Annotated in this window: 21 protein-coding genes; 14 read left to right on the forward strand and 7 right to left on the reverse strand. The window is 59.3% G+C overall.

Translation table 11 applies throughout. The annotated features are described in order from the left end of the window. Positions 1-17: 17 nt before the first annotated feature. Positions 18-782, reverse strand: coding sequence for a TlyA family RNA methyltransferase (locus BUC36_RS15240; protein WP_073276730.1), 765 nt, complete (start codon positions 780-782; stop codon positions 18-20). A 127-nt stretch (positions 783-909) separates the two neighbouring features. On the opposite strand from BUC36_RS15240, the gene nhaA reads away from it, so the two are divergent. Continuing rightward, positions 910-2,367, forward strand: a complete 1,458-nt coding sequence (gene nhaA, locus BUC36_RS15245) for a Na+/H+ antiporter NhaA (protein WP_073276732.1) — start codon at positions 910-912, stop codon at positions 2,365-2,367. A gap of 55 nt (positions 2,368-2,422) precedes the next feature. Here nhaA and BUC36_RS15250 read toward each other — a convergent pair whose 3' ends face one another. Beyond that, the gene (locus BUC36_RS15250) at positions 2,423-3,187 is read right to left on the reverse strand and encodes a Mut7-C RNAse domain-containing protein (RefSeq protein ID WP_073276734.1); all 765 of its coding nucleotides are present in this window, start codon (positions 3,185-3,187) and stop codon (positions 2,423-2,425) included. Between the two features lie 102 nt (positions 3,188-3,289). On the opposite strand from BUC36_RS15250, the gene BUC36_RS15255 reads away from it, so the two are divergent. The 8 genes from BUC36_RS15255 (at position 3,290) to BUC36_RS15290 (ending at position 11,765) form a co-directional block, all read left to right on the forward strand. Beyond that, entirely contained in the window at positions 3,290-4,417 is a 1,128-nt protein-coding gene (locus BUC36_RS15255) for a carbon-nitrogen hydrolase family protein (RefSeq protein WP_084536136.1), read from the forward strand. A gap of 10 nt (positions 4,418-4,427) precedes the next feature. Next, positions 4,428-5,816: a flavin monoamine oxidase family protein gene (locus tag BUC36_RS15260; RefSeq protein WP_073276738.1), complete on the forward strand. Its 1,389-nt coding sequence runs from the start codon at positions 4,428-4,430 to the stop codon at positions 5,814-5,816. 54 nt (positions 5,817-5,870) lie between these two features. Continuing rightward, positions 5,871-7,244, forward strand: coding sequence for a hypothetical protein (locus tag BUC36_RS15265; RefSeq protein ID WP_073276740.1), 1,374 nt, complete (start codon positions 5,871-5,873; stop codon positions 7,242-7,244). 9 nt (positions 7,245-7,253) lie between these two features. Beyond that, positions 7,254-7,634 (forward strand): MmcQ/YjbR family DNA-binding protein, encoded by a 381-nt coding sequence (locus BUC36_RS15270; protein ID WP_073276742.1) that lies wholly within the window; start codon positions 7,254-7,256, stop codon positions 7,632-7,634. A 350-nt stretch (positions 7,635-7,984) separates the two neighbouring features. Further along, positions 7,985-8,833, forward strand: coding sequence for a phosphonate ABC transporter substrate-binding protein (gene phnD / locus BUC36_RS15275; RefSeq protein WP_073276744.1), 849 nt, complete (start codon positions 7,985-7,987; stop codon positions 8,831-8,833). 18 nt (positions 8,834-8,851) lie between these two features. Next, positions 8,852-9,670, forward strand: a complete 819-nt coding sequence (gene phnC, locus BUC36_RS15280; RefSeq protein WP_073276746.1) for a phosphonate ABC transporter ATP-binding protein — start codon at positions 8,852-8,854, stop codon at positions 9,668-9,670. Positions 9,671-9,677: 7 nt separating this feature from the next. Next, positions 9,678-10,478 carry a phosphonate ABC transporter, permease protein PhnE gene (phnE, locus tag BUC36_RS15285; protein WP_073276748.1) on the forward strand — a complete coding sequence of 267 codons (801 nt, stop codon included), beginning with the start codon at positions 9,678-9,680 and terminating at the stop codon, positions 10,476-10,478. 366 nt (positions 10,479-10,844) lie between these two features. Next, positions 10,845-11,765, forward strand: a complete 921-nt coding sequence (locus tag BUC36_RS15290; protein ID WP_084536138.1) for a LysR family transcriptional regulator — start codon at positions 10,845-10,847, stop codon at positions 11,763-11,765. 139 nt (positions 11,766-11,904) lie between these two features. Here the strand turns inward: BUC36_RS15290 and BUC36_RS15295 are convergent, their stop codons facing one another. Both BUC36_RS15295 and BUC36_RS15300 read right to left on the reverse strand, forming a co-directional pair. Then, positions 11,905-13,446, reverse strand: coding sequence for a S8 family serine peptidase (locus BUC36_RS15295; RefSeq protein ID WP_073276752.1), 1,542 nt, complete (start codon positions 13,444-13,446; stop codon positions 11,905-11,907). Between the two features lie 28 nt (positions 13,447-13,474). Continuing rightward, entirely contained in the window at positions 13,475-14,047 is a 573-nt protein-coding gene (locus tag BUC36_RS15300; RefSeq protein ID WP_073276754.1) for a hypothetical protein, read from the reverse strand. Positions 14,048-14,617: 570 nt separating this feature from the next. On the opposite strand from BUC36_RS15300, the gene BUC36_RS15305 reads away from it, so the two are divergent. The 3 genes from BUC36_RS15305 (at position 14,618) to BUC36_RS15315 (ending at position 16,701) form a co-directional block, all read left to right on the forward strand. Further along, positions 14,618-15,433: a DUF4349 domain-containing protein gene (locus tag BUC36_RS15305; RefSeq protein WP_073276756.1), complete on the forward strand. Its 816-nt coding sequence runs from the start codon at positions 14,618-14,620 to the stop codon at positions 15,431-15,433. Positions 15,434-15,503: 70 nt separating this feature from the next. Further along, a complete protein-coding gene (trxA, locus tag BUC36_RS15310) occupies positions 15,504-16,358 on the forward strand; it encodes a thioredoxin (RefSeq protein ID WP_073276758.1) in 855 nt (284 codons plus the stop codon). 25 nt (positions 16,359-16,383) lie between these two features. After that, positions 16,384-16,701 (forward strand): YqfO family protein, encoded by a 318-nt coding sequence (locus tag BUC36_RS15315; RefSeq protein WP_073276760.1) that lies wholly within the window; start codon positions 16,384-16,386, stop codon positions 16,699-16,701. 68 nt (positions 16,702-16,769) lie between these two features. Here BUC36_RS15315 and BUC36_RS15320 read toward each other — a convergent pair whose 3' ends face one another. The 3 genes from BUC36_RS15320 to BUC36_RS15330 form a co-directional block, all read right to left on the reverse strand. Then, on the reverse strand, positions 16,770-17,309 hold the full coding sequence (locus tag BUC36_RS15320; protein WP_073276931.1) for an NUDIX hydrolase: 540 nt from the start codon (positions 17,307-17,309) through the stop codon (positions 16,770-16,772). A 261-nt stretch (positions 17,310-17,570) separates the two neighbouring features. Further along, positions 17,571-18,839: an arginine deiminase gene (gene arcA, locus BUC36_RS15325; RefSeq protein WP_073276762.1), complete on the reverse strand. Its 1,269-nt coding sequence runs from the start codon at positions 18,837-18,839 to the stop codon at positions 17,571-17,573. Positions 18,840-18,868: 29 nt separating this feature from the next. Further along, positions 18,869-20,302, reverse strand: coding sequence for a basic amino acid/polyamine antiporter (locus BUC36_RS15330; protein ID WP_073276764.1), 1,434 nt, complete (start codon positions 20,300-20,302; stop codon positions 18,869-18,871). Positions 20,303-20,705: 403 nt separating this feature from the next. Between BUC36_RS15330 and BUC36_RS15335 the strand changes: the two genes are divergently transcribed. Then, entirely contained in the window at positions 20,706-22,064 is a 1,359-nt protein-coding gene (locus tag BUC36_RS15335) for an efflux RND transporter periplasmic adaptor subunit (RefSeq protein ID WP_073276766.1), read from the forward strand. A gap of 21 nt (positions 22,065-22,085) precedes the next feature. Beyond that, on the forward strand, positions 22,086-25,262 hold the full coding sequence (locus BUC36_RS15340; protein ID WP_073276768.1) for an efflux RND transporter permease subunit: 3,177 nt from the start codon (positions 22,086-22,088) through the stop codon (positions 25,260-25,262). The last annotated feature ends 15 nt before the right edge of the window (positions 25,263-25,277 follow it).

Raw genomic sequence — 25,277 nt, forward strand, 5'->3', positions numbered from 1 at the left:
AAAACCGGGCGCACCCCCTACAGATCGGCGCCGCGGGTTGCCCACAGCAAGAACTCCCGATTGCCATCGCCGCCTTTGATTGGGCTGTCGATATATTCCCTGACTTCGAGTCCCAATTCCCGGCACAGGTCGGTGATCTTGTCGCGTACCTGCGGATAGAGCGCTGCATCCCGCACCAGCCCGCCTTTGCCGATACCTTCGGGCCCGACTTCGAACTGCGGCTTCACCAGGCTCAGCAGACAGCCGCCCGGCTTCAGCAGTGCGGGCAGCTGCGGCAGAATCAACGCTTGGGAAATAAAAGAAACGTCCATGACAATCGCATCGAAACCGGCGTCACCGTAGGGAGCCAGCTGTGACGCTTCGAGATGGCGGGCATTGACGCCTTCGAACAGGTGCATGCGCGGGTCGTCGCGCAGCTTCTGGGCCAGCTGGTCGTGGCCCACATCCACGCCCACCACCAGTTCGGCACCGCGCTGCAGCAGGCAGTCACTGAAACCGCCAGTGGAACAGCCCACATCCAGGGCGCGCCAGCCCTGCGGGTCCAGGCCGGTCTGATCGAGAATCGCCGCCAGCTTCAGCCCCGCGCGGGACACATAGCGGTCCTCCGGCAGCGGCTCCACTTTCAGCTCCCAGTCCTCGCCGACGGCCTGGCTCGCCTTCTGGGCCGGCTGCCAGCTACCACCGCTGGACACCGCGACGCGGCCGGCATCCACCAGTTTCTTGGCGTGAGTGCGGGAGTTGGCGAGCTGACGCTGCACGAGCAAGAGATCCAGGCGGGTCATGAGTGGCACTATAGTTCTAAAAATATGGTGGGATAAGCGGCTGCCATGCTAACCTCTGGCCCCTGTTGGTGAAAGCACCGGCCCGCGCGCATTGCGGGCTAATCTTTAGAAAGGAGGTCAGTGGTCGATGGCGAGAAGCGTTCTGGACAAGTTCAAGATTCGCAAGGGAAAGGTATTTGAAGCGCCGTTGGAAAGCGCGTTCGGCCGCCTGGTCACTCCTTTTGAAGAGTTTATCCATCGCCAGAGCAGCAGTGGCATACTGCTGATGCTGTCCGCCCTGGCGGCGCTGATTATTGCCAACTCGCCTCTGCAGGCCACCTACCAGCACCTGCTGCATCTGCCCATCAGCCTGAACGCAGGTGACTGGGAGTTCTCCCTCAGCCTGCACCACTGGATCAACGACGGCCTGATGGCCATCTTCTTCTTTCTCGTCGGCCTGGAACTCAAGCGTGAATTCCTGGTGGGGGAACTCTCAGACCTGAAACAGGCGGTGCTGCCGGTAATGGCTGCGATCGGCGGTATGGTGGTGCCCGCGGCGATCTATGCGTCATTGAACATCGGCACTGAGGGCGAGCGCGGCTGGGGTATCCCCATGGCGACGGATATCGCCTTTGCGGTCGGCTGTATCGCGCTGCTGGGCAACCGCGTGCCGCGTTCGGTGGTGACTTTCCTGGTCGCGCTGGCCATCGTCGACGACCTGGGTGCGATTCTGGTCATCGCCATCTGGTATACCGAGCAAGTGAATATGACCGCATTGATCGCCGCCGGCTGTCTGGTGGTGATCATGTGGCTGTTGAAGGCCGCCGGTGTGCGCCGTTCGCCGGCTTACGTGTTTGTCGGGTTGCTGTTGTGGTACGAACTCCACCTGGCGGGAGTGCACGCGACAATCGCCGGTGTGATCACCGCGATGGCCCTGCCGGCGCGACCGAAATATGACCCCGTCGCGTTCAGTACCTTCGTGAAGGACATAATCCGCAGCTTCGACCGCTGCTTTCGCCCCGGCGATAAAATCATCGCCAACGACGCGCTGCGCGCACGGGTAATGGCGCTGGGCAACGGCGTGAATCTGGCGCAGTCGCCGCTGCAGCGGATGGAAACACGCCTGCATACACCGGTGGCCTTTCTGGTAATTCCCATCTTTGCCCTGGCCAACGCCGGTATTCCGATCGACAGCTTCACCAGTTCCGAGGCGGTATTCAACCCGGTGACACTCGGCGTGATCGCCGGTCTCGTCGTCGGCAAATTGATCGGTATCGTGGGCGCTACCTGGCTGGGATGGAAACTGGGTCTTGGCAAACTGCCCAAGTCGGCAAGCTTTCACCATATTTTCGGCGTGGCCCTCCTGGGCGGCATCGGTTTCACCATGTCCATCTTTATTGCCGAACTGGCGTTTTACGATCAGCAGGACCTGCTGATTCAGGCGAAGGCCGGCGTGCTGCTCGCCTCGGTGATTGCCGGTATCGCCGGATTCCTGGTGCTGCGCAGGGCTCCGGTATCCGAGGAATATGAGATAGCGGAGGAAGGCGACCACCCGCTGGCGGAAGGCGCCGTGGAGGCTGAGAAACGCCCGGCTAGCGAAAGCTGAGTGCGACGACTGCCGCACTCGGTACCCCGGCGGCCGCGGAGCAGATGACGGGTTTTTAGCTCGTCTGTGCGGCTGAGGTAGAAGCAAAGTTGAGCTCCCGCACGAGTAGCTTCATGCGCTCATAGTGGCTGCCTTTCCAGTAGACTCGCAGACAGTCGCGGCACTGAAAAAATTCGTGGAAGTAGCGTCGCGTATTGTCTGGCAGAAACCGTGCAATATCCTCTTTGCGCACGGCGGCAATGCTGCCATTGCAGGCGATACAGCGAGAAAACGGTCGCATGCAGCTCTGCAGCTGCAGTCGTTGCACTACCTCGGCCAGCTGCGCGCGCGGTTTGGTCGCGCGGACAAAATATCCTCGTTCCAGCTGTCGGCGCTTGAGCAGGCCGATATCCCGGGTCAGCAGAATACGCCGCTGCTCAATGGAGATTTGCAGCAGGGTCTCGTCGGCATAGTCATTGCGAAACAGGCAGTCGAATCCCAATAAGCGCAGATAGCGGGCCAGTCGGCCCAGGTGGCAGTCCAGTACGAAGCGGGGTTCCCGCAGGGGATGGGGGCGCAGGCGGCTGACGGAGGAGATATCGAGGGATTCGAACACGGGATAGACGCTGACGCGGTCGGCATCGCGAAACTGATAGTCGAAGTCCACCGATTCGCCGTTGACCAGTATCAGGTCAATCTCCGTATGGGGAACGCCGATGCTCTCGATCGCGTCCTTGATTGAACCGGCCAATAGAAAACTCCGCTGGATATCCCGCTGGCGCAGGTGCCGCGGCAGGAAATCGTTCAGTTCCCGGTAGAAGCGGAAAGTCAGACGGGGCATTGGATTCCTCGGGTCGGTAAATCTCAATTCGACGCCACGGACTTAATCGAAGGTAACTATGGCGCTATAGTAGCCAATGATAAGAATGCGCCGTGAAAAATAATGATAAGAAAGCTATTACTGGTTGCTGTATTGGTTACTGCAACGCTCGCAATTCTGTTGCGTATCCCGCTGCCCGAGGGAGCCGCAGCACCCGAGCCACCGGTGCTGCTGGAACCGCTGAATAAGGCCGAGGCAGGCAGTGCCAACCTGGTATCGATCCAGCCCTATCTCACCTCGGAAGACTATGCCAGTGTCGAGCGGTTGCAGCGCAAGCTGCGCGGTTATCTGACGCAGGGGCGAAGTGCCGGCTGGCTGAGTGAGCAGACTCTGGTGGTGTTTCCCGAGCATATTGGCACCTGGTTGGTGGCAGAGGGGGAGAGCTTCCTGGCGTTTCGGAGCGACAGCACCACAGGGGCCCTGTTCTGGGCGGCGCTGGGCAATCTGCCCGATTTCCTCCGTCACTGGCGCGATGAGACTGCGGCTGATCCTTTTGCCGCGGCCCTGTTCAAAAGCAAGGCGGGTGCAATGGCCGAGCAGTACCAGCAGGTGTTTTCAACGCTGGCGCGGGAGTTCGGCGTCACCCTGGTGGCCGGTTCCATAGCGCTGCCATCTCCCTCGATTGAGCGCGATCAGATACGGGCTGGAACGGGCGCCATCTACAATAGCAGTTTTGTGTTCTTCGCCGATGGCTCAGTGGCGGGACCTGTGCGGAAGTTGTACCCGATCGACAGCGAACTGCCGTTCACCCAGCCGGGCGAGGGCCCCCTGCCGATTATCGATACGCCGCTCGGCCGCCTGGGCGTGCTGATCTGTGCCGACAGTTGGTATCCGCAAGCCTGGCGGCAGCTGGAAGGTGCGGAGCTGGTAGCGGTGCCGTCCTATTCCTCGCCCGACGGTATCTGGGACAGGCCCTGGGGCGGTTATAACGGTGCCGCCACACCGGCGGACATCAGTGGCCGCGATGTAGGCACCCTCAGCGAGGGCGAGGCCTGGCGCAAATACGCGCTGGCTGGACGCGGCAAGCATTTGCGCGCGGGCATCAATACATTTTTCCGCGGCGAGCTGTGGGATCTCGGGGACGACGGCCGGACCACCGCGGTGCTGCACGGTGAGGTGTTGCAGGGCGAACGCCGTGACGGCGCAGTAATTTCCAGTCTGTGGCTGGTAGAAAAAAATAACGGGAACTGAGCGAGTAAGCATGTCACAGGAACAGGTTCAGGTCGCCATAATCGGCGCCGGGATTTCCGGGTTGCAGGCGGCGCGCCTGCTGCGGCACAAGTATTCCGTCAAGGTGCTCGAGGCGCGCGACCGGGTCGGCGGTCGCCTGCAGAATCACCGCTTCGCCAACGGCGATACCGTCGATATCGGTGGTCAGTGGGTGGGGCCGGGGCAGGCGCGGATGTACCGACTGATCGAGGAGCTGGGCGCGACTACCTGGCCCCTGTACGACAGCGGCGATAACCTGCTCCAGCTGCACGGGCGCCTGCGCCGCTACCGCGGCACCATCCCGAAAATCAATCCGCTGGCACTGGCGGACCTGGGCATCGCGATGGCGCGATTTGAAGCGATGGCACGCTCAATCGATCCCGCGGCGCCCTGGGAGCACGTCAAGGCGCGGCGGTGGGATTCGATGACGCTGGATTCCTGGCTGAAGAAAAACTGTCGCATGAGTCTCGCGCGGGAATTATTCGCGGTTGGCATCGGGGCGGTATTTGCCGCCGAGCCGGCCGAACTGTCACTGCTGCACGCGCTCTTTTACGCGCGCTCCGGCAACTCACTGGAAACCCTGCTGGCGGTGACCGGCGGCGCCCAACAGGATCGGGTGCACGGTGGCACTGCGGGGCTGTGCGAACGCATGGCGCGGGAACTGGGTAATCGCGTGCAGCTGAGCGCGCCGGTAGAAGCGGTGGAGCAGCTGCCCGATGGCCGCCTACGGGTGCGGCATTTCGCCGGCTCCCTGGTCTGTGAGCGCGTCATCGTCGCTTTGCCACCGAATCAGGCGCTGCGTATTCGCTTCGAACCGGCACTGCCGCCGTGGCGCGACCAGTTATTACAGCGCATGCCGGCCGGGGCCTGCATCAAGTGTGTTGCGCGCTACGAGGAGCCTTTTTGGCGGCGCGAGCAGCTCTCCGGTCAGGTGGCTAGTCCGGCCGGACCGGTGCGGGTGACTTTCGACAACTCCGAGGTGGGGAAGGCATCGGGGCTGTTGATGGGATTTCTGGAGGGCGATACGGCCCGGAAACTGAGTTCTGCCGGCGCCGACGCGCGGCGTGCGCTGGTGCTGGACTGCTTTGCGGAGTATTTTGGCGAGCGCGCCCGGCGGCCGCTGGAATATGTCGACAGGGACTGGAGCAGTGAGAGCTGGACCCGCGGCTGTTACGCCGCGCTGATGGCTCCGGGTACCTGGACCGGCTATGGGGCCCGCCTGCGCGAGCACAACGGGCCTATCCACTGGGCCGGTACCGAGTTTGCCGTCGAGTGGTTCGGCTATATGGAGGGCGCGCTGGAATCCGCCGAACGCGCCGCCGCGGAAGTGGAGGACGCTCTGCACACAGTCCAGCAGCGGTTTGAGGTCGCGCCGACTTAGCGCGCGCCGTGAACGAGAATCAGAATATGACAACCAGTCAGTAAGGGAATCGCTATGAATCTATCGCACAATTTGTCCAGACTGCTGCCGCTGATGGCAATACTGCTGGCACTGGGTGCCTGTGGAGAGAAGAGAGAAGCGCCGACCGAAGATTCGGTCGCGGTGGAGGCGGAAGTCTCCGAGCAGGCAGCGGCCACCGACGCGGGGAAAGCGAACATGGATGCAGTGGCAAAGGGCTATGTGCAGCTGGTGCTGGAGCTGGGCAACCATGACGACAGTTATGTTGACGCTTACTATGGTCCGCAGGAGTGGAAGGAAGCAGCGGCCAACAGCCAGGCCAAGCCGGCCGATATCGCCGCACGCGGCAAGGAGTTAATGCAGCAGCTGCCGGAAGTGAAAAAGCAAGACGGCTCCATCGAAAATCTGCGCGTGCATTACCTGAAAACCCAGCTGCGCGCACTGATTGCGCATGCGGAGAGCCTGGCCGGTAGCACGCAGCGCAATTTCGAGCGCGAGGCGCAGCTGCTCTATGACACGCAACCGCCAAAGCAGAATTTTGCCGAGTTCGGACCGGTACTGCAGGCGTTGGAGCAGTTGTTGCCTGGTGATGAGCCATTGCCTGTGCGGGTGCGGGAATTCAAAAAACAGTTTGAAATCCCCACCGACAAGCTGGAGGCGGTATTCGAGGCAGCCATCGACGCCTGCCGCGAGCGCACCAAGCAACATATCCAGCTGCCGGCCGATGAAAATTTCGTACTGGAATACGTCACTGACAAGCCCTGGAGTGGCTACAACTGGTATCAGGGCAAGGCGCAGAGCCTGATCCAGGTCAACACCGAACTGCCCATCATGATCGACCGCGCCATCGATCTCGGTTGTCACGAGGGCTATCCGGGCCACCACACCTACAATGCATTGCTGGAGGATGAACTGGTCAACAAGCGCGGCTGGGTCGAGTACAGCGTCTATCCGCTGTTCAGCCCCCAGTCTCTGATCGCCGAGGGCAGCGCCAACTATGGTATCGAGCTGGCGTTTCCCGGCGAGGAGAAGACGAAGTTCGAAAAAGAAGTACTGTACCCGCTCGCGGGCATGGATCCGGCGAATGCCGAAAAATATGACCACGTGCTGGCCCTGATCGATGAGCTGGGCTTTGCCGGCAATGAAATAGCGCGCCAGTATATCGATGGCGAGATTGACGGCGACAAGGTGGTTGAGCTGTTCCAGCAGTACACACTGATGAGCCCGGAGAAGGCGCAGCAGCGCAAGCGCTTTGTGGATGCCTACGGCGCTTATGTGATCAATTACAACTGGGGCAAGCAACTGGTGGCCGACTATGTGGAAGAGGGCACCGAGGACCCGAACGAGCGCTGGCGGCGTTTTAGCAAGCTGCTGTCCTCGCCGCGCCTGCCGTCGTCCCTGAACTGGTAGGGAGCCACTGTGGACCGCAAGGCCGCGCGCGAATATCTGCTGTCCCGTCCCGAGGCCAAAGAGGATTTCCCCTTTGGCCCGGATGTGGCGGTGTTCAAAATCAAGGGCAAGATGTTTGCCACCCTGGGTCGTCTCAACGGCGTGGACTGTACGAATCTCAAGTGCGATCCGGATGAGGCCCAGGCACTGCGGGATATCTTTACCGGAGTCATCCCCGGTTACCATATGAACAAAAAGCACTGGAATACGGTGCTGCTGGACGGCAGTGTGCCGGACTATGAGATCGAGCGGATGATGGATCGCTCTTACGGCCTGGTGGTGAGGGGGCTGCGGAAAGTAGAGTGCGAGGCGCTGCTCCTCGCCTATGGGCCAGAGGTCATCTTCCGCTAACTGGCCAGCTTTCTTTTTTGAGCGCCCCTCCCTGGTTGGTCAACCTGGATCTTTCTTGGATACCGCTACCTCTGTCTGTGGGAACCCTATCCCAGCTTTGGGGCTGCGGTAGCACCTTTGCCCTGGCTCCGCACACTGCAGACGGCTGTCACCTTTCCGGTCATATAAACGGATTTTTCGGCCAATTGGTTCACGATTAATTAATTAACTTATGCTGGGCTTCAATCTGCGTGTAACAACGGCCTGCTGGCGTGACATGGCATTGCGGTGACGAGATAATTGTCATGTCAGCTGTGGCCAGAAATTCGCAGCAACGACCGAGTTAACAAGAACAAGAATAAAAACGAGCCATGCCAGCAATAGTCAGCCTGATCAGAAGTGCACTTCTCCTCGCTTTCGCTCTACTTTCAGTTTCCGCCCACGCATTGGATTCACTGCGTATTGCGCTGATTCCCGCCGAAGATTCCCGCGCGATGGTCAATCAGTCCCAGCAGCTGTTAGAAGCCCTGGAGCAAAAGCTGGGCGTGGAGGTGCAAGGCTTCGTAGCCATGGATTACAACGGCGTGATCGAGGCCCTGCGTGCGGGCCATGTGGATGTGGCCTATCTCGGTCCATTTTCCTATGTGAAGGCCGCAGAAATAGCCGATGTGGAGGCTTTTGCTGTAGCAGAGACCAAAGCAATGGATGGTGAGAGTTACCGCAGTCAGATTATCGTTCGCGCCGACTCCGAGCATCGCACTATTGGCGACCTGAAGGGGAAAAACTTCGCCTTCGTAGACCCGACTTCGACTTCCGGTTATTTACTGCCGATGCTGGCTTTGAAAAAAGCCGGCATTCCCCCTCGCCGTCATTTCAAGAATGTTATTTATACCGGCGGACACGACGCGAACATCCTTGCGGTCAAACATGCCAAGGTAGATGGGGCTACGGTGGCGGACAGGATTCTGCGCTCCGCGATCGAGAAGGGGATGGTGAATGCCGGTGATTTCCGCGTGATCTGGAGCTCCGACGCGATTCCCGAGTCACCGATGGTGTGGCGCAAAGCGTTGCCGCAGGAAACTAAGGAACGGATCAAGAATGCCTTCCTGAGTATCCACGATATCGAGTTTGGTGACCAGGGTCAGCTCGTCGGATACAAGCTTACTAATGACGCTGCATACCATGTTGTGCGTGAAGCCGCCAAACTGGCTCGCCAATAATGCCCCGCGCAGACAGTCATGATTGAAGTACGCGACTTATACAAGAGCTTTAACGGCAGGGACTATGTCCTCAAGGACATCAATATCCGGGTAAATCCCGGCGAGTTTGTGGTGGTTCTCGGGCCCTCCGGGGCCGGCAAATCGACACTACTGCGCTGCCTGAATTACCTTAGTCCGCCTACAGCCGGAGAGATTCTTATTCATGGTGAACGCTGCCACGGGCAGCGGAAAGCTGCGCGCCGTGCCCTGCGTAAACGCATCGCCATGGTGTTTCAACATCACAACCTGATCGGCCGGCTCAGTGTCATCAAGAATGTACTGGTCGGTCGTATGGCCGGAATTCCTCTATGGTCCTGCCTGTTGCAGGTTTTCCGTCGACACGATGTCGATATCGCTCTCGCTGCAATCGACGAGGTGGGCATGGCAGAGAAAGCTTATGCCCGGGCCGATAGCCTAAGCGGTGGGGAGCAACAGCGGGTCGGCATCGCGCGGGCCCTGGCGCAACAGCCGGATTTGATTCTGGCCGATGAGCCGGTTGCGAGCCTGGACCCCAAAAATTCCCGGGAAACACTGGCGTACCTGCGCAGTGTCTGTCAAAAAAAACGCATTGCCGTGTTGTGCAACCTCCACCAGATCGACTATGCGATGGAGTATGCCACACGCATCATCGGTTTATCCGGGGGGAGTATCGTTTTTGATGGCCCGCCTGAAAAGATGAATGTGTCCGTAATCGAATCCATTTACCCGGGCATCGAAGATGACAACGTTGCTAAGTTAGTGATTCGTATGTCCGGAGAGATCCGTCGGCAGAAATCCCAAGTGGCCCAGGTGGGTTGAGGTCAATATGTCGCCTTATGTTTTGGTCGCACGCCGTCCACAGAACCCGTTGGGCTGGTGGATCTACCTGCCGGTTTTTCTACTGGCGGCGCTGTTAATGGCATGGATGATCGCTGGTGCCGGCGCCAGCTTGGCGCAGCTGATCGATGGGCTGCCGTGGATAGGCGATTTTTTGGCGCGAATGCTGCCGCCAAATTTCTCGTATATTGGCGCGAACCTCATAGGGCCGACCTTGCAGACGATCCAGATTGCGCTGTTGGGCACCTTGCTGGCAGTTGTGTTGGCAATTCCGTTGAGCTTTTTGGCTGCGCACAACCTGTCACCCAGTCCAGTTGTTTATCATTTCTCCCGCCAGGTCCTGAATGTCGGGCGCGGTATCAACGAAATTATTCTCGCGTTGATATTTGTGGCTGCAGTCGGACTGGGTCCCTTTGCCGGTGTGTTGGCACTGACCGTCCATGGGGCGGGAATGCTGGGTAAATTTTTTGCCGAAGCGATCGAAGAGGTCGACCGCGGACCCATCGAGGCGATGGAGTCCGCAGGTTGCTCGACTTCACGTATTATCCTGTTTGCCATCCTTCCACAGGTGCTGCCGGCGTGGCTGGGGGTCGCCTTGTATCGACTCGAGGCCAACATTCGCGTGTCCACCATTCTCGGTATGGTGGGAGCTGGTGGCATTGGCTTCGAACTGATGACCACGATGAAGCTTTTTGAGTATGAAAATACAGCCGCCTGTGTGCTGGTCATACTGGCGCTGGTTTTTGCCGCCGACCTGATCTCCGCCAGATTGCGCAAGCTGGTGCGCTGACTGCACCGGCCATTCAGTTGGCTTCCGTCCCTTCGTTGAACCCTATTGCGTCAGCTGTTTGAGTGCTGCTGCAACTGAGGGCTCGAATGCCTACTAGTAAATTTTCCCTCCTGAAAGGCAAGTTGCGGCACACTATTCCCTCTCGATTCTGGCTATTTATTGGGCCGTATGTTTGCCTTTTAAACGATTGGCTCATAATGCATAATCAATAAGCAAATAATGCTAGGACAAAGATTGCCAAATCTACATGCGTTTTTGATCAAGGTGCGCACTGCGGTTTTGGCACTCTAGAGTCGCTTCAGATGCTTTCTGTGACTGGTTCTTACAGTTTGAGTCAATTTCAGAAGAGGTCGGGATAGAAAAAAGATGCCGGGAACAAAAATCAGCCTATCGCAAATGGAAGCTTTCTGTGCACTGGCCAAGTACCGCAGCTTCAAAGAGGCTTCGGCAAAACTGGAAATTTCCCAGCCGTCGCTGGTCAATAAAATTTCCCACCTGGAAGAGTTCTACAATGCGAAGCTCTTCATTCGGCGTCGGGAAAATAACCGCCTGACCAACCTCGGCTGCTCATTGTTACCGCTGTTTAAGTCCGCGCTGAATGCGGTGCGCGAAGCGGAGCACCTCATGTACTCCCACTCGCAAATGCATGTAGGGGCGATACACATCGCAGCCGTCAGTCCCTACAAAGTCTCGAAGATTTTGAAGGTCTTCAACAGTCGTTATCCGAACATCAGAGTGAAAGCGTCATTTTCTTCGTCAGAGAATATTCAGCGACTGCTGGAACTCGGCGAAGTGGATGCGGCCTTCTACGTACAGAGCGGGAAAAGACCTGGTCAGCAGGCTTTTCGCTGTTATGAATACAGTCTGGTCGCCATACTCCCGGCGGATCATCCGTTGGCGAATAAAGCCGAGCTTGAAATACCCGATTTCCACCACCAGGGTTTTGTCAGTCGGGAAGAAGGTTCTCTCACCCGTTCGCTTTTCGAGGAGGCTTTAAGGGAAGAGGGTGTTGCGGTCAACACCTTGTACGAGCTGGGCAGCCGGGAGTCCATTCGGGAGGCTGTGGGGCAGGGCTTGGGAATTTCGGTGGTGGCCGAGGATGAGCATGTCCCCCATCCGAATATCGTCGTGCGACCTATCCGCAGTGACCGCCTGACGACCGCGAGTAGTTTGGTGGTATTGAACGAGCGTGTCTCCACGCCACTGACGCAATCGCTGATCGAGGTCGTTACGTCCCTCGAGCGGGAGTTTCGCAAGGGGAGTGTGGCGCTCGAGCTCACTAGTTAGCCGAAGGTCGCAATGGATCGTCTTTCTTAGCAGCCGTGCTCCAAAAAAAGGGGCAGCCCTGTGGGGCTGCCCAATTTGATCATCCGTGATCGGACGGTTCATTCTCTGGAACTACGAACGCGACTGTCCTACCCCTCGTTTAGCGGGCGCTGCCGTCACCCCCGTAGACCTTGCCCTTGTTGACGCCACAGCCGTTGGTGGCCAGGTAGTCATAGGTAGCTTTGGCCTGAACCAGACCCCAGCCGAACTGGTAGTCGTAGCCGGGCTCGCCCAGATCCTTCGCCGATGCACGCAACGCCATGCGGATGTCGGCGCCGGTACACTGCGGGAAGTGGCTCCACACCAGAGCGGCAACACCGGACACATGCGGGGTCGCCATGGAGGTGCCGGACTTGTAGTCATAGTCGGCCAGCGGCGCGATGGAAATGCTCGCTTCCATTCCGTCGACCAGTGCCTGGCCATCGGCCTGACTCACCGATACCGCCACCAGTGGGCTCTCGCCACCGAGATCGCCGCCGAAGTTGCCGGGCTGGTTGTTGTAGACGATAGCGCCGATACCGCCGCCCGCCTCACAGTTCGCCACCTTGATCCCGAAGGAGACCTCGCCGCGCTCGATCAGACAGATGCTGTCCTGGACATTTTCACAGGCCGCGCTACCCAGGCCGCAATCGGCCAGCGGCGCCGAGATATCGCCGGTAGTGGCGCCGACCATCGGTATCGCCTCGTAACTACTGTCTTCCTGGCTGACGGTGCCAACGCCGTTGACGCCCATGCCCCGCGGTACCGTGGACAGGGTGTTTACACCCGGACCGGCGATTTCCACCTGTGCGGTGCGCTGGGAGAATTCCGCATGTCGGGCGCCGTCGTCGATGGCGGCCACGGACATGACACCGTCATAGGAGGCGGGATAGGAGTGCGTGGCGTTGGCGTCGTTGCCGGCGGCGGCGATCAGTAACATGCCGTCGCGGCTCATTTTTTCGACCACTTTCTCTTCCAGCGGGTTTTCCAGTCCGCCGCCGAGGCTCATGGAGATCACATTGGCACCGGCCGCGGCACAGTCGGTCATGGCACCGGCCAGGTCGGACGCGTAAGCGAAGCTGCCTTCGGCGTTGAAGACGCGCACGATATGCAGGTTCATATTGGCATCGGAGTTGACGCCAACGACGCCTTCGCCGTTACCCAGGGCGGCGATGGTGCCGGCAACGTGGGTGCCGTGGCTGTGATCGTCCTGGTTCCAGGGGCCGGACAGGCCCATTTCGCCGTTCACGTTCGCTGCGGGAAGGTCCGCGTGGCCGTAGTCATAGCCGGAGTCGATGATACACACCTTGGTGCCGCCGGCGTAGGCGAGCTGGTTCGCCTGGGTCATGGCGATACCATAGGGCGAGATCTCGCCGACGCCGCCATTGTCTAGCATGCGGCGCGGGGTATCCGGATAGACCTGGGCGATGCCGCTGACGGATTTCAGTTCGCCGAGCTGCTCTTTGGTCATGGTTAGCGCCAGGCTGTCAAAGTCGCCCAGCTCGCGGCGCACCTCAATGCCTTTCTTGGCGAGTGCGGACTTCACCGCCGCGCCCTGACCGGGCTTGTATTCCAGTACCAGTCGCAGGGGTTCGGAAGCCAGGGACGGCAGACTGATGGCCGCACTGATCGCCGCGGCCAGTAGGGTGGTTTGCTTCTTCATGAATTCACCTTTCTATTGTTGGGGCCGCTCAGGCGTTATCGTCGTTCTTGGTGCTCGGGCATTCCTTGGTCTGGATGTTGCCGCTCACCACGCCGCCGTTGGTATAGGTTTGGAAGGGGCCATCGGCGATGGAAATCAGGTTGACCAGGCCGTGCATGCCAAAGGGTGAGTTGACGCCTTCGCTCATATCGGTCATGCAGGCAACGCCTTTGCCGGCTCCGGGAAGCAGTGGATTGGTGGAGTCATAGTCGAATTCGACCTGGAACATGCCCGGACCGCAGCGCTGATCGCACATCAGCGCTTCTTCGGCGGCAGTGGCGAAGCCCTCGCCGCAGAGGCCGGCACCGGTGACGTTGGCGCGGAAGCTGACACCGCCCTGGTCCTCCCAGTCGATGGCGGTCTCATCTCTGAAATTGACTTGTCCCTTGATCGGTTCTTCGTCACAGCGCTGGGCGTTGACGGTGAAGACCGCTTTGCCCTTGCCGCCGAGCGAGTTCATAGTGCCGCCGCCATTGACAGTACCGTCCAGCTTTTCACAGCCGGCCAGCGCGAGTGCGCCGGAGAGCAGGATCGCGCTCTTTTTGAAGGGGGTTAACTTCATAATCTTTCTCCAAGATTCCATGTTTATTGTTAGTAGGCCGCCGCGATGCCTCTGCCACGCCTCTATTTATTGACGGTATGGAGCGCTGCCCCTGTAGTCCTATTTTTCCAAACTAAGATTTGGAAAAATTGAATCAGCAGGTGTGAGCCAGTTACTTTCTAAGGCTTGTAGCCGGGCCGGGTGCAGCAAGTGATACTGATCCCGGAAGCTGATATGCCGGACGGGCGGCGTGTCTCTCCAGCAGGGTAACGGGAATGACTTTTTGCAAACTTGTGTCGGAGTGGACCGACTTACATCGGGAGCAAGATATCTGGAGAATGAAGGTGGCGATCTCGAATTATTGGGTTGTCGCCGCGAGGTCGACAATCCGCTCTTAAATTTTGCGTCTTTCCTTTGCAACTTCTTATATGCCCGCGCTGTGCAACGGGTGATAGATCGCGACCTTAGGGCCCAACTTGTGCGGGGGCGAATTGTTCCAAGCGCAGCCGAAGGGGATGACTCGGATTGGAAATTCGGTATTTAGCAGATACGCTTTGGCGTTAACTCAATTTTTACACAGGGAAGTATCCAATGAATTTTCGTTGCCTCCTGATCACCGTAATTTCTCTGTTTCTCGCCGCGTGTGAACAGCGGTCATACGATGAGGCTGCTTTAGCCGAGCCAGCCGCGCCGCGAGGCAGCGCGGCACTCAAGGTCGCAGACATCCAGCGCGAGCGTTCAAAATATCTCGCCTACACCCATCATGTTTCCATCGAGTACCCGGTCAGGGAGCTGGAAAGCCGCTATGAGGCCCTGCTGAAATGGTGTGCCGAGGATGATAAGTATCAGTGCACGCTGCTGGACAGTCGCCTCAATACCAGCAATTACGTGAGTGGCCACATTCAGGTGCGGCTGCTGCCGGAGGGTGTCTCAACCGTGCTCGAGGTCGCTGCAGAGGGTGCCGCGACCACGGGACAGGCGACCAGCATCGAAGATCTCGGCGATGCTATCGTGGACAATCAGAAGCGCCTGGAGATGCTGCGGGATTACCGCGCGCGGTTGGAGGTACTGAGCAAGAAGTCCACCGACGATGTGGAGGCTTTGGTGAAAGTGGCATCGGAGCTCGCACAAGTGCAGTCCGACCTGGAGTTTGCCGAAGGAAAGCGCAGTCGCTTATTGCAGCGGGTGCAGATGGACGAAGTCAATATCCAATTCTCCGCGCTGGCACAAAAATCATTCACGCAGCCGATAGGCAATGCCTTCCGCAGTTTTGGCAGTCGCCTCTCCCAGGGTATCGCCGACGCGGTAACCGCAGTGGCGTATTTGCTCCCCTGGACTTTGCTGTTGTTGGTGTTCCTGTACGTCGCACGCCTGGTTTGGGTGCGGGTGCGCCGTCCTCGACATTGACGGCCCTGGCCATTGGTTGGCGATTGCCCCATCGGTTAAACTGCGTCCAAAACCGGATTGAGGAGTGGTTGTGAACGATTTTATTGTCGACGTAACGGCAGAAAACGCCCAGCAGATATTGATCGAAGAGTCCATGAAGCGCCCGGTGGTGGTCGATTTCTGGGCCGACTGGTGCGAACCGTGCAAGCAGCTGATGCCGGTACTGGAGAAACTGGCCAATGAATACGCGGGGCAGTTCCTGCTGGCCAAGGTCAATGCCGATACCGAGCAGATGCTCGCCGGCCAATTGGGGGTTCGCAGCCTGCCCACGGTGATGGTGCTCAAGGATGGTCAGCCGGTGGACGGCTTCGCCGGCGCACAGCCGGAGAAGCAGATCCGCGAGATGCTCGACAAGTACCTGCCCAAGCCGTGGGACGTGAAACTGGAACAGGGACGGCAGCTGGTGGGTGAGCACAAGCTCGATGAGGCGCTGCCGGTACTGCGCCAGGCCTACAGCGAGTCCTCCGAGCGAGCCGATATCGCCAAACAGCTGGCCGCGGTATTGTTGGAACTGAATCGTATGCCCGAGGCGGAAACCGTACTTGGCAAGATCATGCTCGCGGATCAGGACGGTGACTATCAGCAGCTGATGGCGCAGCTGGAACTGAAACAGCAGGCGGCGGAATCGCCGGAGATCAAGGCACTGCAGCAGGCGGTCGAGCAGAATCCGCAGGACTACGATTCGGCCTACAAGCTCGCGGTACAAATGAGCCAGAACAGCCGTCACCAGGAGGCGTTGGAGCTGTTGCTGGATATCCTGCGCAAGGATATGAATTTCGCCGACGGTGCGGCCAAGCAGGCCTACCTGGGTATTGTCAAAAGCCTCGGCGCCGGTGACCCGCTGGCCACCCAGTACCAGCGCAAGCTGATGACTTTGATGTTCTGATCTGTGAGTGCCCGGAAGGCGTCGTATGTACAAACTCTGCGTATATATTCCCGAATCCCATGTGGAAGTGGTCAAGCGCGCCCTGTTCGATGCCGGCGCCGGGCAGATCGGCGACTACGATAGCTGCTGTTGGCAGTCTCTGGGCACGGGCCAGTTCCGTCCGCTCGAGGGCAGCCAGCCGTTCATTGGCCAGTCCGGCCAGGTAGAGCAGGTGGCGGAATATCGCGTAGAGATGGTGTGTGCCGACGAGCTGGTGGATGTGGCACTGGCGGCACTGCAGGAGGCCCACCCCTACGAGGAGCCGGCGTTCGATTTGTGGCTCTTGGATGAGCGCTGCGGCTGATTCATTGGAAGAGGCAACAAGCAAGGGCGAACTTTGTGTTCGCCCTTATTTTCGCAGCACGCTGGAGATCACAGCTTGCGGTGAATCACGCCCCGGTGCAGTGGGAAGCGGCCCTCGCGGCGGTCGCTGAAGTAGTGTTCCAGGGTTTCGCGCATGATCGGGAAGGCGATTTCCTCCCAGGGAATTTCCTCCTCGTGGAACAGCTCGACTTCCAGTGACTCAGGCCCGGGGCCGAAGTTGGTGTCTGTCAGCTCACCGCGGTACATCAGGTAGACCTGGTTGATGTGCGGGATGTCGTAGATCGTATAGAGGTCGTCGACACGGATATTGGCCCGCGCTTCCTCCCAGGATTCCCTCAGTGCGCCCTCTTCACTCGTCTCGCCGTTCTCCATGAACCCCGCCGGCAGGGTCCAGAGCCCCAGGCGCGGCTCTATGGCGCGTTTGCACAGCAGGACCCTGTCGCCAAGATAGGGCAGGGAGCCGACGATGACGCGGGGGTTGATATAGTGGATGGCACCGCAGCCGCCGCACAGGTGGCGGGGGCGGTCGTCGCCTTCCGGGATCGCGAATGAAACGGCATCGCTGCCGCAGTGACTGCAAAATTTCATGGCGCCAGTATACCTGCGCCGGTTCCAACCGTCAGTCCGACCTTGCTCGGCTTTATGCAACTCCACGATCTTGAAACCGGTAAATCCGTAAATCACGTTCGGCAGCGGACTGGCAATATTGAAACTACAGAACGGCAGGTAGAGTAGAGTGGGCACGCCAACTACTGCGCCCATAAAGTCACTACAGGAATTCCAGGGCGCCAGTGGCGATGTGACGGTGCCGCAATCGGCAGAGAGCCGCGACAGGTTCCGGCCGCTTGTCTAGAAATCGACCGGGTCGCGCACGATCGGACAGGTCATGCAGTGGCCGCCGCCGCGGCCGCGCCCCAGTTCCGCGCCGACGATGGTGACCACTTCGATTCCCTCCTTGCGCAGGTGGGTATTGGTGGTGGTGTTGCGATCGTAGGCGAACACCACACCGGGCTTGGCGGCCACCAGGTTGTTGCCGCTGTCCCACTGCTGGCGCTCGGCGGCGTAGGCGTCACCGCCGGTTTCGACCACGCGCAGTTTCTTCAGGTTGAGTGCCCTGGCCACCACATCCACGAACGGCTTGTTTTCGAGTGTGACATGCAGCGGGCCCTTGCCTTCGCCCGGGCGCATCACCACCGGGTGCACCTGATCCATGATCTCCGGGTACAGGGTAACGACATCGCGATCAGCGAAAGTGAACACGGTATCCAGGTGCATGGCCGAGCGCAGTTTCGGCATGGCGGCGACGATGACCTGGCTTGCCGCGTCTTTCTCGAACAGTGCCGCCGCCAGCTGCGAAATACCCTGGCGCGAGCTGCGCTCGCTCATGCCGATCAGCACCACACCGTTGCCCACGGGCATCACATCGCCGCCTTCCAGCGTGGCCGAGCCGAAGTTGGTGTCGGGATCGCCCCACCAAACGCTAAATGTTTCCTGGGTGAAATCCGGGTGGAATTTGTAGATGGCGGTGGTGAGGAAGGTCTCCTCCTTGCGCGCCGGCCAGTACAGGGGGTTCAGGGTGACACCGCCGTAGATCCAGCAGGTGGTATCGCGGGTATAGAGCGTGTTCGGCAGCGGTGGCAATAAATATTCGGTCGCGCCGTGGGCCTCGCGCGCCAGTTCCATAAATTCCGATTTGGAAAATTCGTTCGGCATGTCGACTACGGAGAGTCCGCCGATCAGGAACTCCGCCAACTTGCGCGGCTCGAGGCTCTCGAGATAAGCGCGGGTCTCCTCCATCAGGCCCAGGCCGACATTGTTGGGTGTTACCTTGCGGTCCAGCAGCCACTTCTTGGCTTCAGGAATGGCCACGGTTTCAGCCAGCAGGTTGTGCATCTCCAGCACTTCGATATCGAACTCGCGCATCTTGGTCATGAAATCGAAGTGATCGCGCTTGGCATTCTGCACCCAGAGCACGTCGTCAAACAGCAGGTCTTCGCAGTTGGTCGGCGTCAGACGCGAATGCGCAAGACTCGGAGCGCAGACCATTACCTTGCGCAAAACGCCCACTTCCGAATGTACACCCAGTGTCGCGGCTGAATTCGGTTTGGCTTTGGCCATGGCCCGTTTCTCCCGTTGAAAATCTACCGTTACAGGGTGATGGCGCCGGTCGCCAGCGCGTAGATGCCGATAATGGCGCCGACCAGGATGGCAATGAAAAGCATCAGTTCGGACTTGGAGAAGGTCGACAGTTTCAGCTCGCGCCGTGCGAAGATAAACAGCAGGGTGCCGGGCGCGAACAGAATGCAGGCCAGCAGCACGTATTCGAGACCGCCGGCCATAATCATGAAAATCGCGTAGAGGGTGGCAGTCAGTGCAAACCCCAGTTCCCGATTGCGCAGCCTGGCCGGATCGGCGGCGTAGGTCTCTCGCGTGTACGCCAGCTTGAAGCCGTAGGCCGCCACCAGCAGATACGGGATCAGTGTCATGGCACTGGTCATTTCCAGCGTCAGGTCAAAGGCGTACTGGGCAAATATCGTCATGATCAGGAATATCTGCACCAGGCTGTTGGTGAGCCACAGGGCGATGTGGGGCACGCCATTTTTGTTTTCGCGTCCGAAGACCTTCGGCACCAGGTCGTATTTGGACGCAGTAAACAGCGCCTCCGCGCACAGCAGTGTCCACGCCAGGTAGGCGCCCAGCACGGAAACGATGAGTCCGGCGCTGATAAAGATTGCCCCCCAGTTGCCGACGACGTGCTGCAACACACCAGCCATGGAAGGCTGGCGTAAATCGGCAATTTCCGGGCGCAGCATGGCACCGTAGGGTAACAGGGTGACCAGAACCATTAGGCAGAGAACACCAAGAAAGCCCATCACCGTAGCCCAGCCCACATCCGCGCGGTTTTTGGCATAGCGGGAAAATACACTGGCACCCTCGACGCCGATAAATACAAACACGGTGACCAGCATGGTGCGGCGCACCTGGCTCATCACGTCGGCAAGTTTGTAGTCGCCACCGCCCCAGAAATTGGCGGAAAACAGGTCTTTCTTGAACGCAAATACGAGGATGATGATGAAAATAATGATCGGCACTATCTTGGCGACGGTCACAACCTTGTTGATGGCCGCTGCCTGTTTGACGCCGCGCAGAATCATAAAGTGGATACTCCACAGAATGATCGAGGATACGATCACCGCGGGAATAGTATTGCCCTCACCGAAGGCCGGAACGGCCGCGCCGAGCGTGGATTTGATCAAGACAAAATAGGTGGTGTTGCCGAGACAGCTACCGGCCCAGAATCCGAACGCGGCAATAAAGCCTAGATAGTTGCCGAACCCCTCTTTGGCGTAAGTGAAAATACCCGCATCCAGCTCCGGCTTACGTACTGCCAGGAACTGGAACACAAACGCCAGCATCAACATGCCGGTGCCGGCAATCAACCAGGCGATGAGGGCGCCGAATGGCCCGGTGGCATTGCCGAAAGTCGCGGGCAGCGAGAAGATCCCCGCGCCGACCATGGATCCCACCACCATACCCATCATGGTGGTGCGGTTGAGATTGCGTTCGCCCTCGGTTGTCATCGCGATACATCTGCTTGACAGCGTTTTGTTCAGTGTAGCCCCAGCAAAGATCGGGGCCCTCTGATTCTGATTCGCTATAAAAAGGCAGCTTCCACTGCAGGCGCTGGTGCCGATAAGGTTTCGCGGCCGTTGACTGAGAGATGGGGCGCCAATATCACATTGACAGCAAAGGTAATGCCTTGACCGGTGATCGCCTCCACCGCAGGTCTGCCTGCCTGGGGAAAATTTTCGCGCCTCGGAAGCGCAAAACTGCCTTCCGGCAGTAAGCGCTCACAAGGCGGCGGTGAAGCGGATATTGTCGTGAGCCAACGCGCTGGCGGTGCGGTACCGCAGATTAAGATTGGGTTGTCCGACTTGTCGAGGAATTACGCGGGGCTCGGAACATTGGATCAATTGTGTCGCTATGTTAATCCTGGCGCTGATTATCGCCGGTCGCACCAACTATATTTTAGGAATGAGTTCCGCTGTAACTGGCCGCGTGTTGTTGCTGATGTTGAAACCCTTCTCCCTGCTTCCGGCCATAGCGGCGGTCATCCTGCTCGCGCTCGCTGCCTGCTCCGATCGCGGAGACCAGGGGGGCGAGCCGCCACCGCCGCCAGTCGAGGTGCTGGTCGTGCGGGAGCAGCCGGTCATCCCCCGCTTTGAATATGTCGGCCGCGTGCAGGCGACGGATGAATTGAACGTGCGGCCGCGCGTGGAGGGCAACATCCAAGGGCGCTATTTCGAGGAAGGCAGCCTGGTGAAAGAGGGGGAGCTGCTTTATGAAATCGATCCCCAGCCCTTTATCGCGACACTGGAGAATCGCCGCGCGGCGGAGTCGCGCGCGCGGGCGGCGCTTGAAGTGGCGGAACGCAATTTCCGGCGCGGACGGGAACTGGCGCCGCAGGGATTTATCAGCAAGATGACCATGGACCAGCTGGAGGGGGATTTCGAACAGGCGCAGGCCAACCTGAAAGCGGCGGTGGCCGACGTTAACAGCGCCGAACTCAACCTGTCCTACACGAAAATCTACGCCCCACTCACCGGCCGCATCGGCCGCTCGTCATTTCCCGAAGGTGCACTGGTCGGTCCCCAGTCGGAACCACTGGCCATGATTCTGAACACCGATCCGGTATGGGTGGTGTTCGAGGTGCCGGAGGATCGCATTCTTTCCGTACAGGTGGCAGAAGCACGGCGCGAACGGGCGGGAATGCGGCCGGAGCGGCGGGATATTCGTATCGAATTACCCGACGGCTCCTTTTATCCCTATCCCGGTACTATCGCCTTCGTCGATAACAAGGTTAATCCGAATACCGGATCCGTGGCGGTGCGGGCGGAATTCCCCAACCCTGACCAGCTGTTGATCCAGGGCCAGTTTGCCCGGGTATCGGTGCGGGTTTACGGCGGACAGGAACAGCTGAAGCCGCTGGTGCCGCAGTCGGCGGTGCTGGAAGACATGCAGGGGCGCTATGTCTTTGTGGTGGACGAAAATAATATTGCGCACCGCCGATACCTGAAACTGGGGCAGCGCGAGGGCGAGCTCTGGGCGGTGGAGGAGGGATTGAAGGTTGGCGAGACGGTGATCGTCAACGGCTTGCAGCGGGTGATAGCGGAGCAGCCGGTGACACCGCAGAGTTCAGCCCGCAATCCCTATGAAGAGGAGCGCAAGCGCAAGGCCGCGGAGGCCGCGCAGGAGAAGGCCGGGCCCGCCGCTGACGAGCGCCGGGCAAAGGAGCGCAGCGAGGAGGATCGTCAGCGGGAGATACCGTCGGACAGCAAGTAGGGCACAGGGAGTCCAAATTTTTTGATCAGTGCATTCTTTATCCGGCGAACGCGCTTCGCGTTCGTTATTTCCATATTGATCACCCTGGCAGGGATTTTGTCACTGCCGCTGCTGCCTGTTGCCCAGTTTCCGGAGATCACGCCGCCGACAATCACGGCCACTGCGCGTTTTGATGGTGCCAGCGCAGAAGTCATGCGCGATAGTGTGGCGGTGCCGCTGGAGGCAAAGGTCAATGGCGTGGAGAACATGCTGTACATGGCTTCCTCCAGCGGTAACGATGGCAGTTACCGTCTCACCGTGACGTTTGAGACCGGCGCCGACGACGATATCGCTCAGGTCAATGTACAGAACCGGGTGCAGCAGGCCACGCCCAGTTTGCCGGAAGAGGTGCGCCGCAACGGCGTTATCGTGCGCAAGCAATCCAATACCATGCTGTTGGTGGTCAACCTGGTCTCCCCGGACGAAGAGTTCGACGAGCTGTTCCTCGCCAATTACGCGCAGATCTTTATTCGCGACGAGCTGGCGCGGGTGCCGGGCGTGAGCGATGTGGAAATTCTCGGCTCCCTCAATTACGCGATGCGCATCTGGCTGAATCCGGATCGCATGGCCTCGCTAAACGTCACCGTCCAGGATGTGGTAGCCGCGATCCGTGCACAGAACATGCAGGTGGCAGCGGGTCAGATCGGCTCACCGCCAATCGCCAAGAACCAGCAGTTCCAGTACAACATTCTCGCGCAGGGGCGCCTGGTCGACGCGACAGAGTTCGGCAGCATCAGTATTCGCGCCAATCCCGCTGGCGGCATGGTACGTGTTAGGGATATTGCCCGGGTCGAATTGGGCAGCGAATTTTACAGTGCTTACGGGCGACTGGATGGCAAGCCGGCGGCAGTAATCGCCGTATACCAGTTGCCGGATGCTAACGCGCTCAGTGTTGCCGAGGGTATCAGGGAGCGTGTCGCTGTCCTGGCCGAGCGTTTTCCCGAGGGACTCGAAGCGGAAATCCTCTACGACACCACGGACTTTGTGGCGGCGTCGATCCGGGAGGTGGTGGAGACGCTGCTCATTGCGCTGGTGCTGGTGATTCTCGTGGTGTTCGTTTTCCTGCAGGACGTGCGCTCGACGCTGATTCCCGCCATCGCTATTCCGGTGTCCCTGATCGGCACCTTCGCGCTGATGCTGGCATTCGGCATGACGATCAATACCGTAACGCTGTTTGCGCTGATCCTCGCCATCGGTATCGTCGTCGACGACGCGATTATCGTCGTGGAAAACACCCAGCGACTGATGTCCGAGGGATTGTCACCGCGGGATGCTGCGCTGAAATCGATGGAGGAGGTCACCGGGCCAGTGATTGCCACGACGCTGGTATTGCTGGCCGTGTTTGTGCCGGTGATGCTGATGCCGGGGCTGACCGGGCGCATGTATCAGCAGTTCGCCATTACTATCAGCATGGCGGTGGTTATTTCGTCCATTAACGCGCTGACTCTCAGCCCGGCCCTCTGTGCCTCGCTGTTGAAAAAAAGTGACAGTGGGGAGATCGCCGGGGTCAAGGAAACCGGGGCGTTTGGCTGGTTCAACAAGACGCTGCACAGGCTGACACGTTTCTACATGGGCATGGTGCGGTTCTGGGTGGCGCGACCTTTGCTGGGACTGCTGTCGATCGCGGGCCTGGTGGCGCTTTGTTACTGGCTGTTTACCAGCGTGCCCACCGGCTTTATCCCCGATGAAGACCAGGGCTATTTCCTGGTGCACGTGCAACTGGCGGAGGGTGCCTCTCTGACAAGGACCGGGCCCGTGGTGGAGCAGGTCGCCGCGATCATGGATGAAGAAGCGGAAATTGCACACGTGATGGCGGTGCCCGGGTTCAACATACTCGCGCGCAACGTGGCCTCGAACTCGGCCTTTATGATCGGCATCCTGCATCCTTGGGACGAACGGCCGGAGCGCTCGCAGCACCAGATGGCGGTGATGCAGCGGATACAGCAAAAAGTGGCGACGATCCCCGAGGCCCGCGTGATGGTATTTCCCACGCCGCCGCTACCGGGAGTGGGTACCATCGGCGGTTTCGAGTTTATCCTCACCGACCTGATGGGGCGCGATGCTGCGGAGTTGGCCGGTGTCATGTATGACGTGCTGGGCGACGCCAACCAGCGGCCGGAAATCGCCCAGGCGTTTACCAGTTTCCAGGCCTCTACGCCGCAACTGCAACTCGATGTGGATCGGGACAAGGCGCATACGCTGGGTGTACCGCTGACCGATGTCTACGCCACCCTGCAGGCGCAACTGGGTGGGTTTTACGTCAATGACTTCAACCTGTTCGGTAAGGTCTTCCGGGTGATGGTGCAGGGGGATGAGCAGTTTCGTCGCGAAGAACAGGACCTGGCCGGGTTTTTCGTGCGGGCCAATAGCGGGGAACTGGTGCCGGTGACCTCGGTCACCGAGATATTACCGACCGTGGCTCCGCAGACTATCGATCGCTACAACCTCTACAACAGTGTCACCATCAACGGCGCACCGGCACCGGGCTATTCCAGTGGCGAAGCGATGAATGCCATGGAAGACATCGCCGCGCGCCTGCCCGCCGGTTACAGCTATGAGTGGACCGGATCCAGCCTGCAGGAGATCACTTCGGGCAATATGGCGCCGATCCTGTTTTCGCTCGCGATTGTGTTCGTCTACCTGTTCCTGGTCGCCCAATACGAGAGCTGGATGATTCCAATTGCAGTCATGTTGTGTGTGCCGATTGCGATTGCGGGTGCGTTGCTGGTGAACTGGTTGTTGGGTGCGGTGAACAACCTCTACACGCAGATCGGGTTGGTGTTGCTGATCGGCATGGCGGCGAAGAGTGCCATCCTGATCGTCGAGTTCGCCTGTCTCGAGCGGGATGCGGGCAAGCCGGTGGCCGAGGCCGCGATCAGTGCCACCCAGCTGCGTTTTCGCGCAGTGTTGATGACCGCCCTGTCCTTCGTGCTGGGGGTGATTCCGCTGTTGATCGCCACCGGCGCCGGGGCCGCCAGCCGGATCTCCCTGGGCCTCGCGGTGTTTGGGGGTATGACCGCTGCGGCCGTATTTGCGACTCTGCTGGTGCCGGTCTACTACGCGCTGGTGCAGTCATTTCGCGAAAAGATCAAGGGCGGCCACACACCGACATTTCGGACAGCCGCCGCGGAGCAGGGTGCGGAGCGGCAGGGTGACTGAACCTGTGACGGGAGC

The organism is Microbulbifer donghaiensis (assembly GCF_900129095.1).
In the GTDB taxonomy this organism is placed as follows: Bacteria; Pseudomonadota; Gammaproteobacteria; order Pseudomonadales; family Cellvibrionaceae; genus Microbulbifer; species Microbulbifer donghaiensis.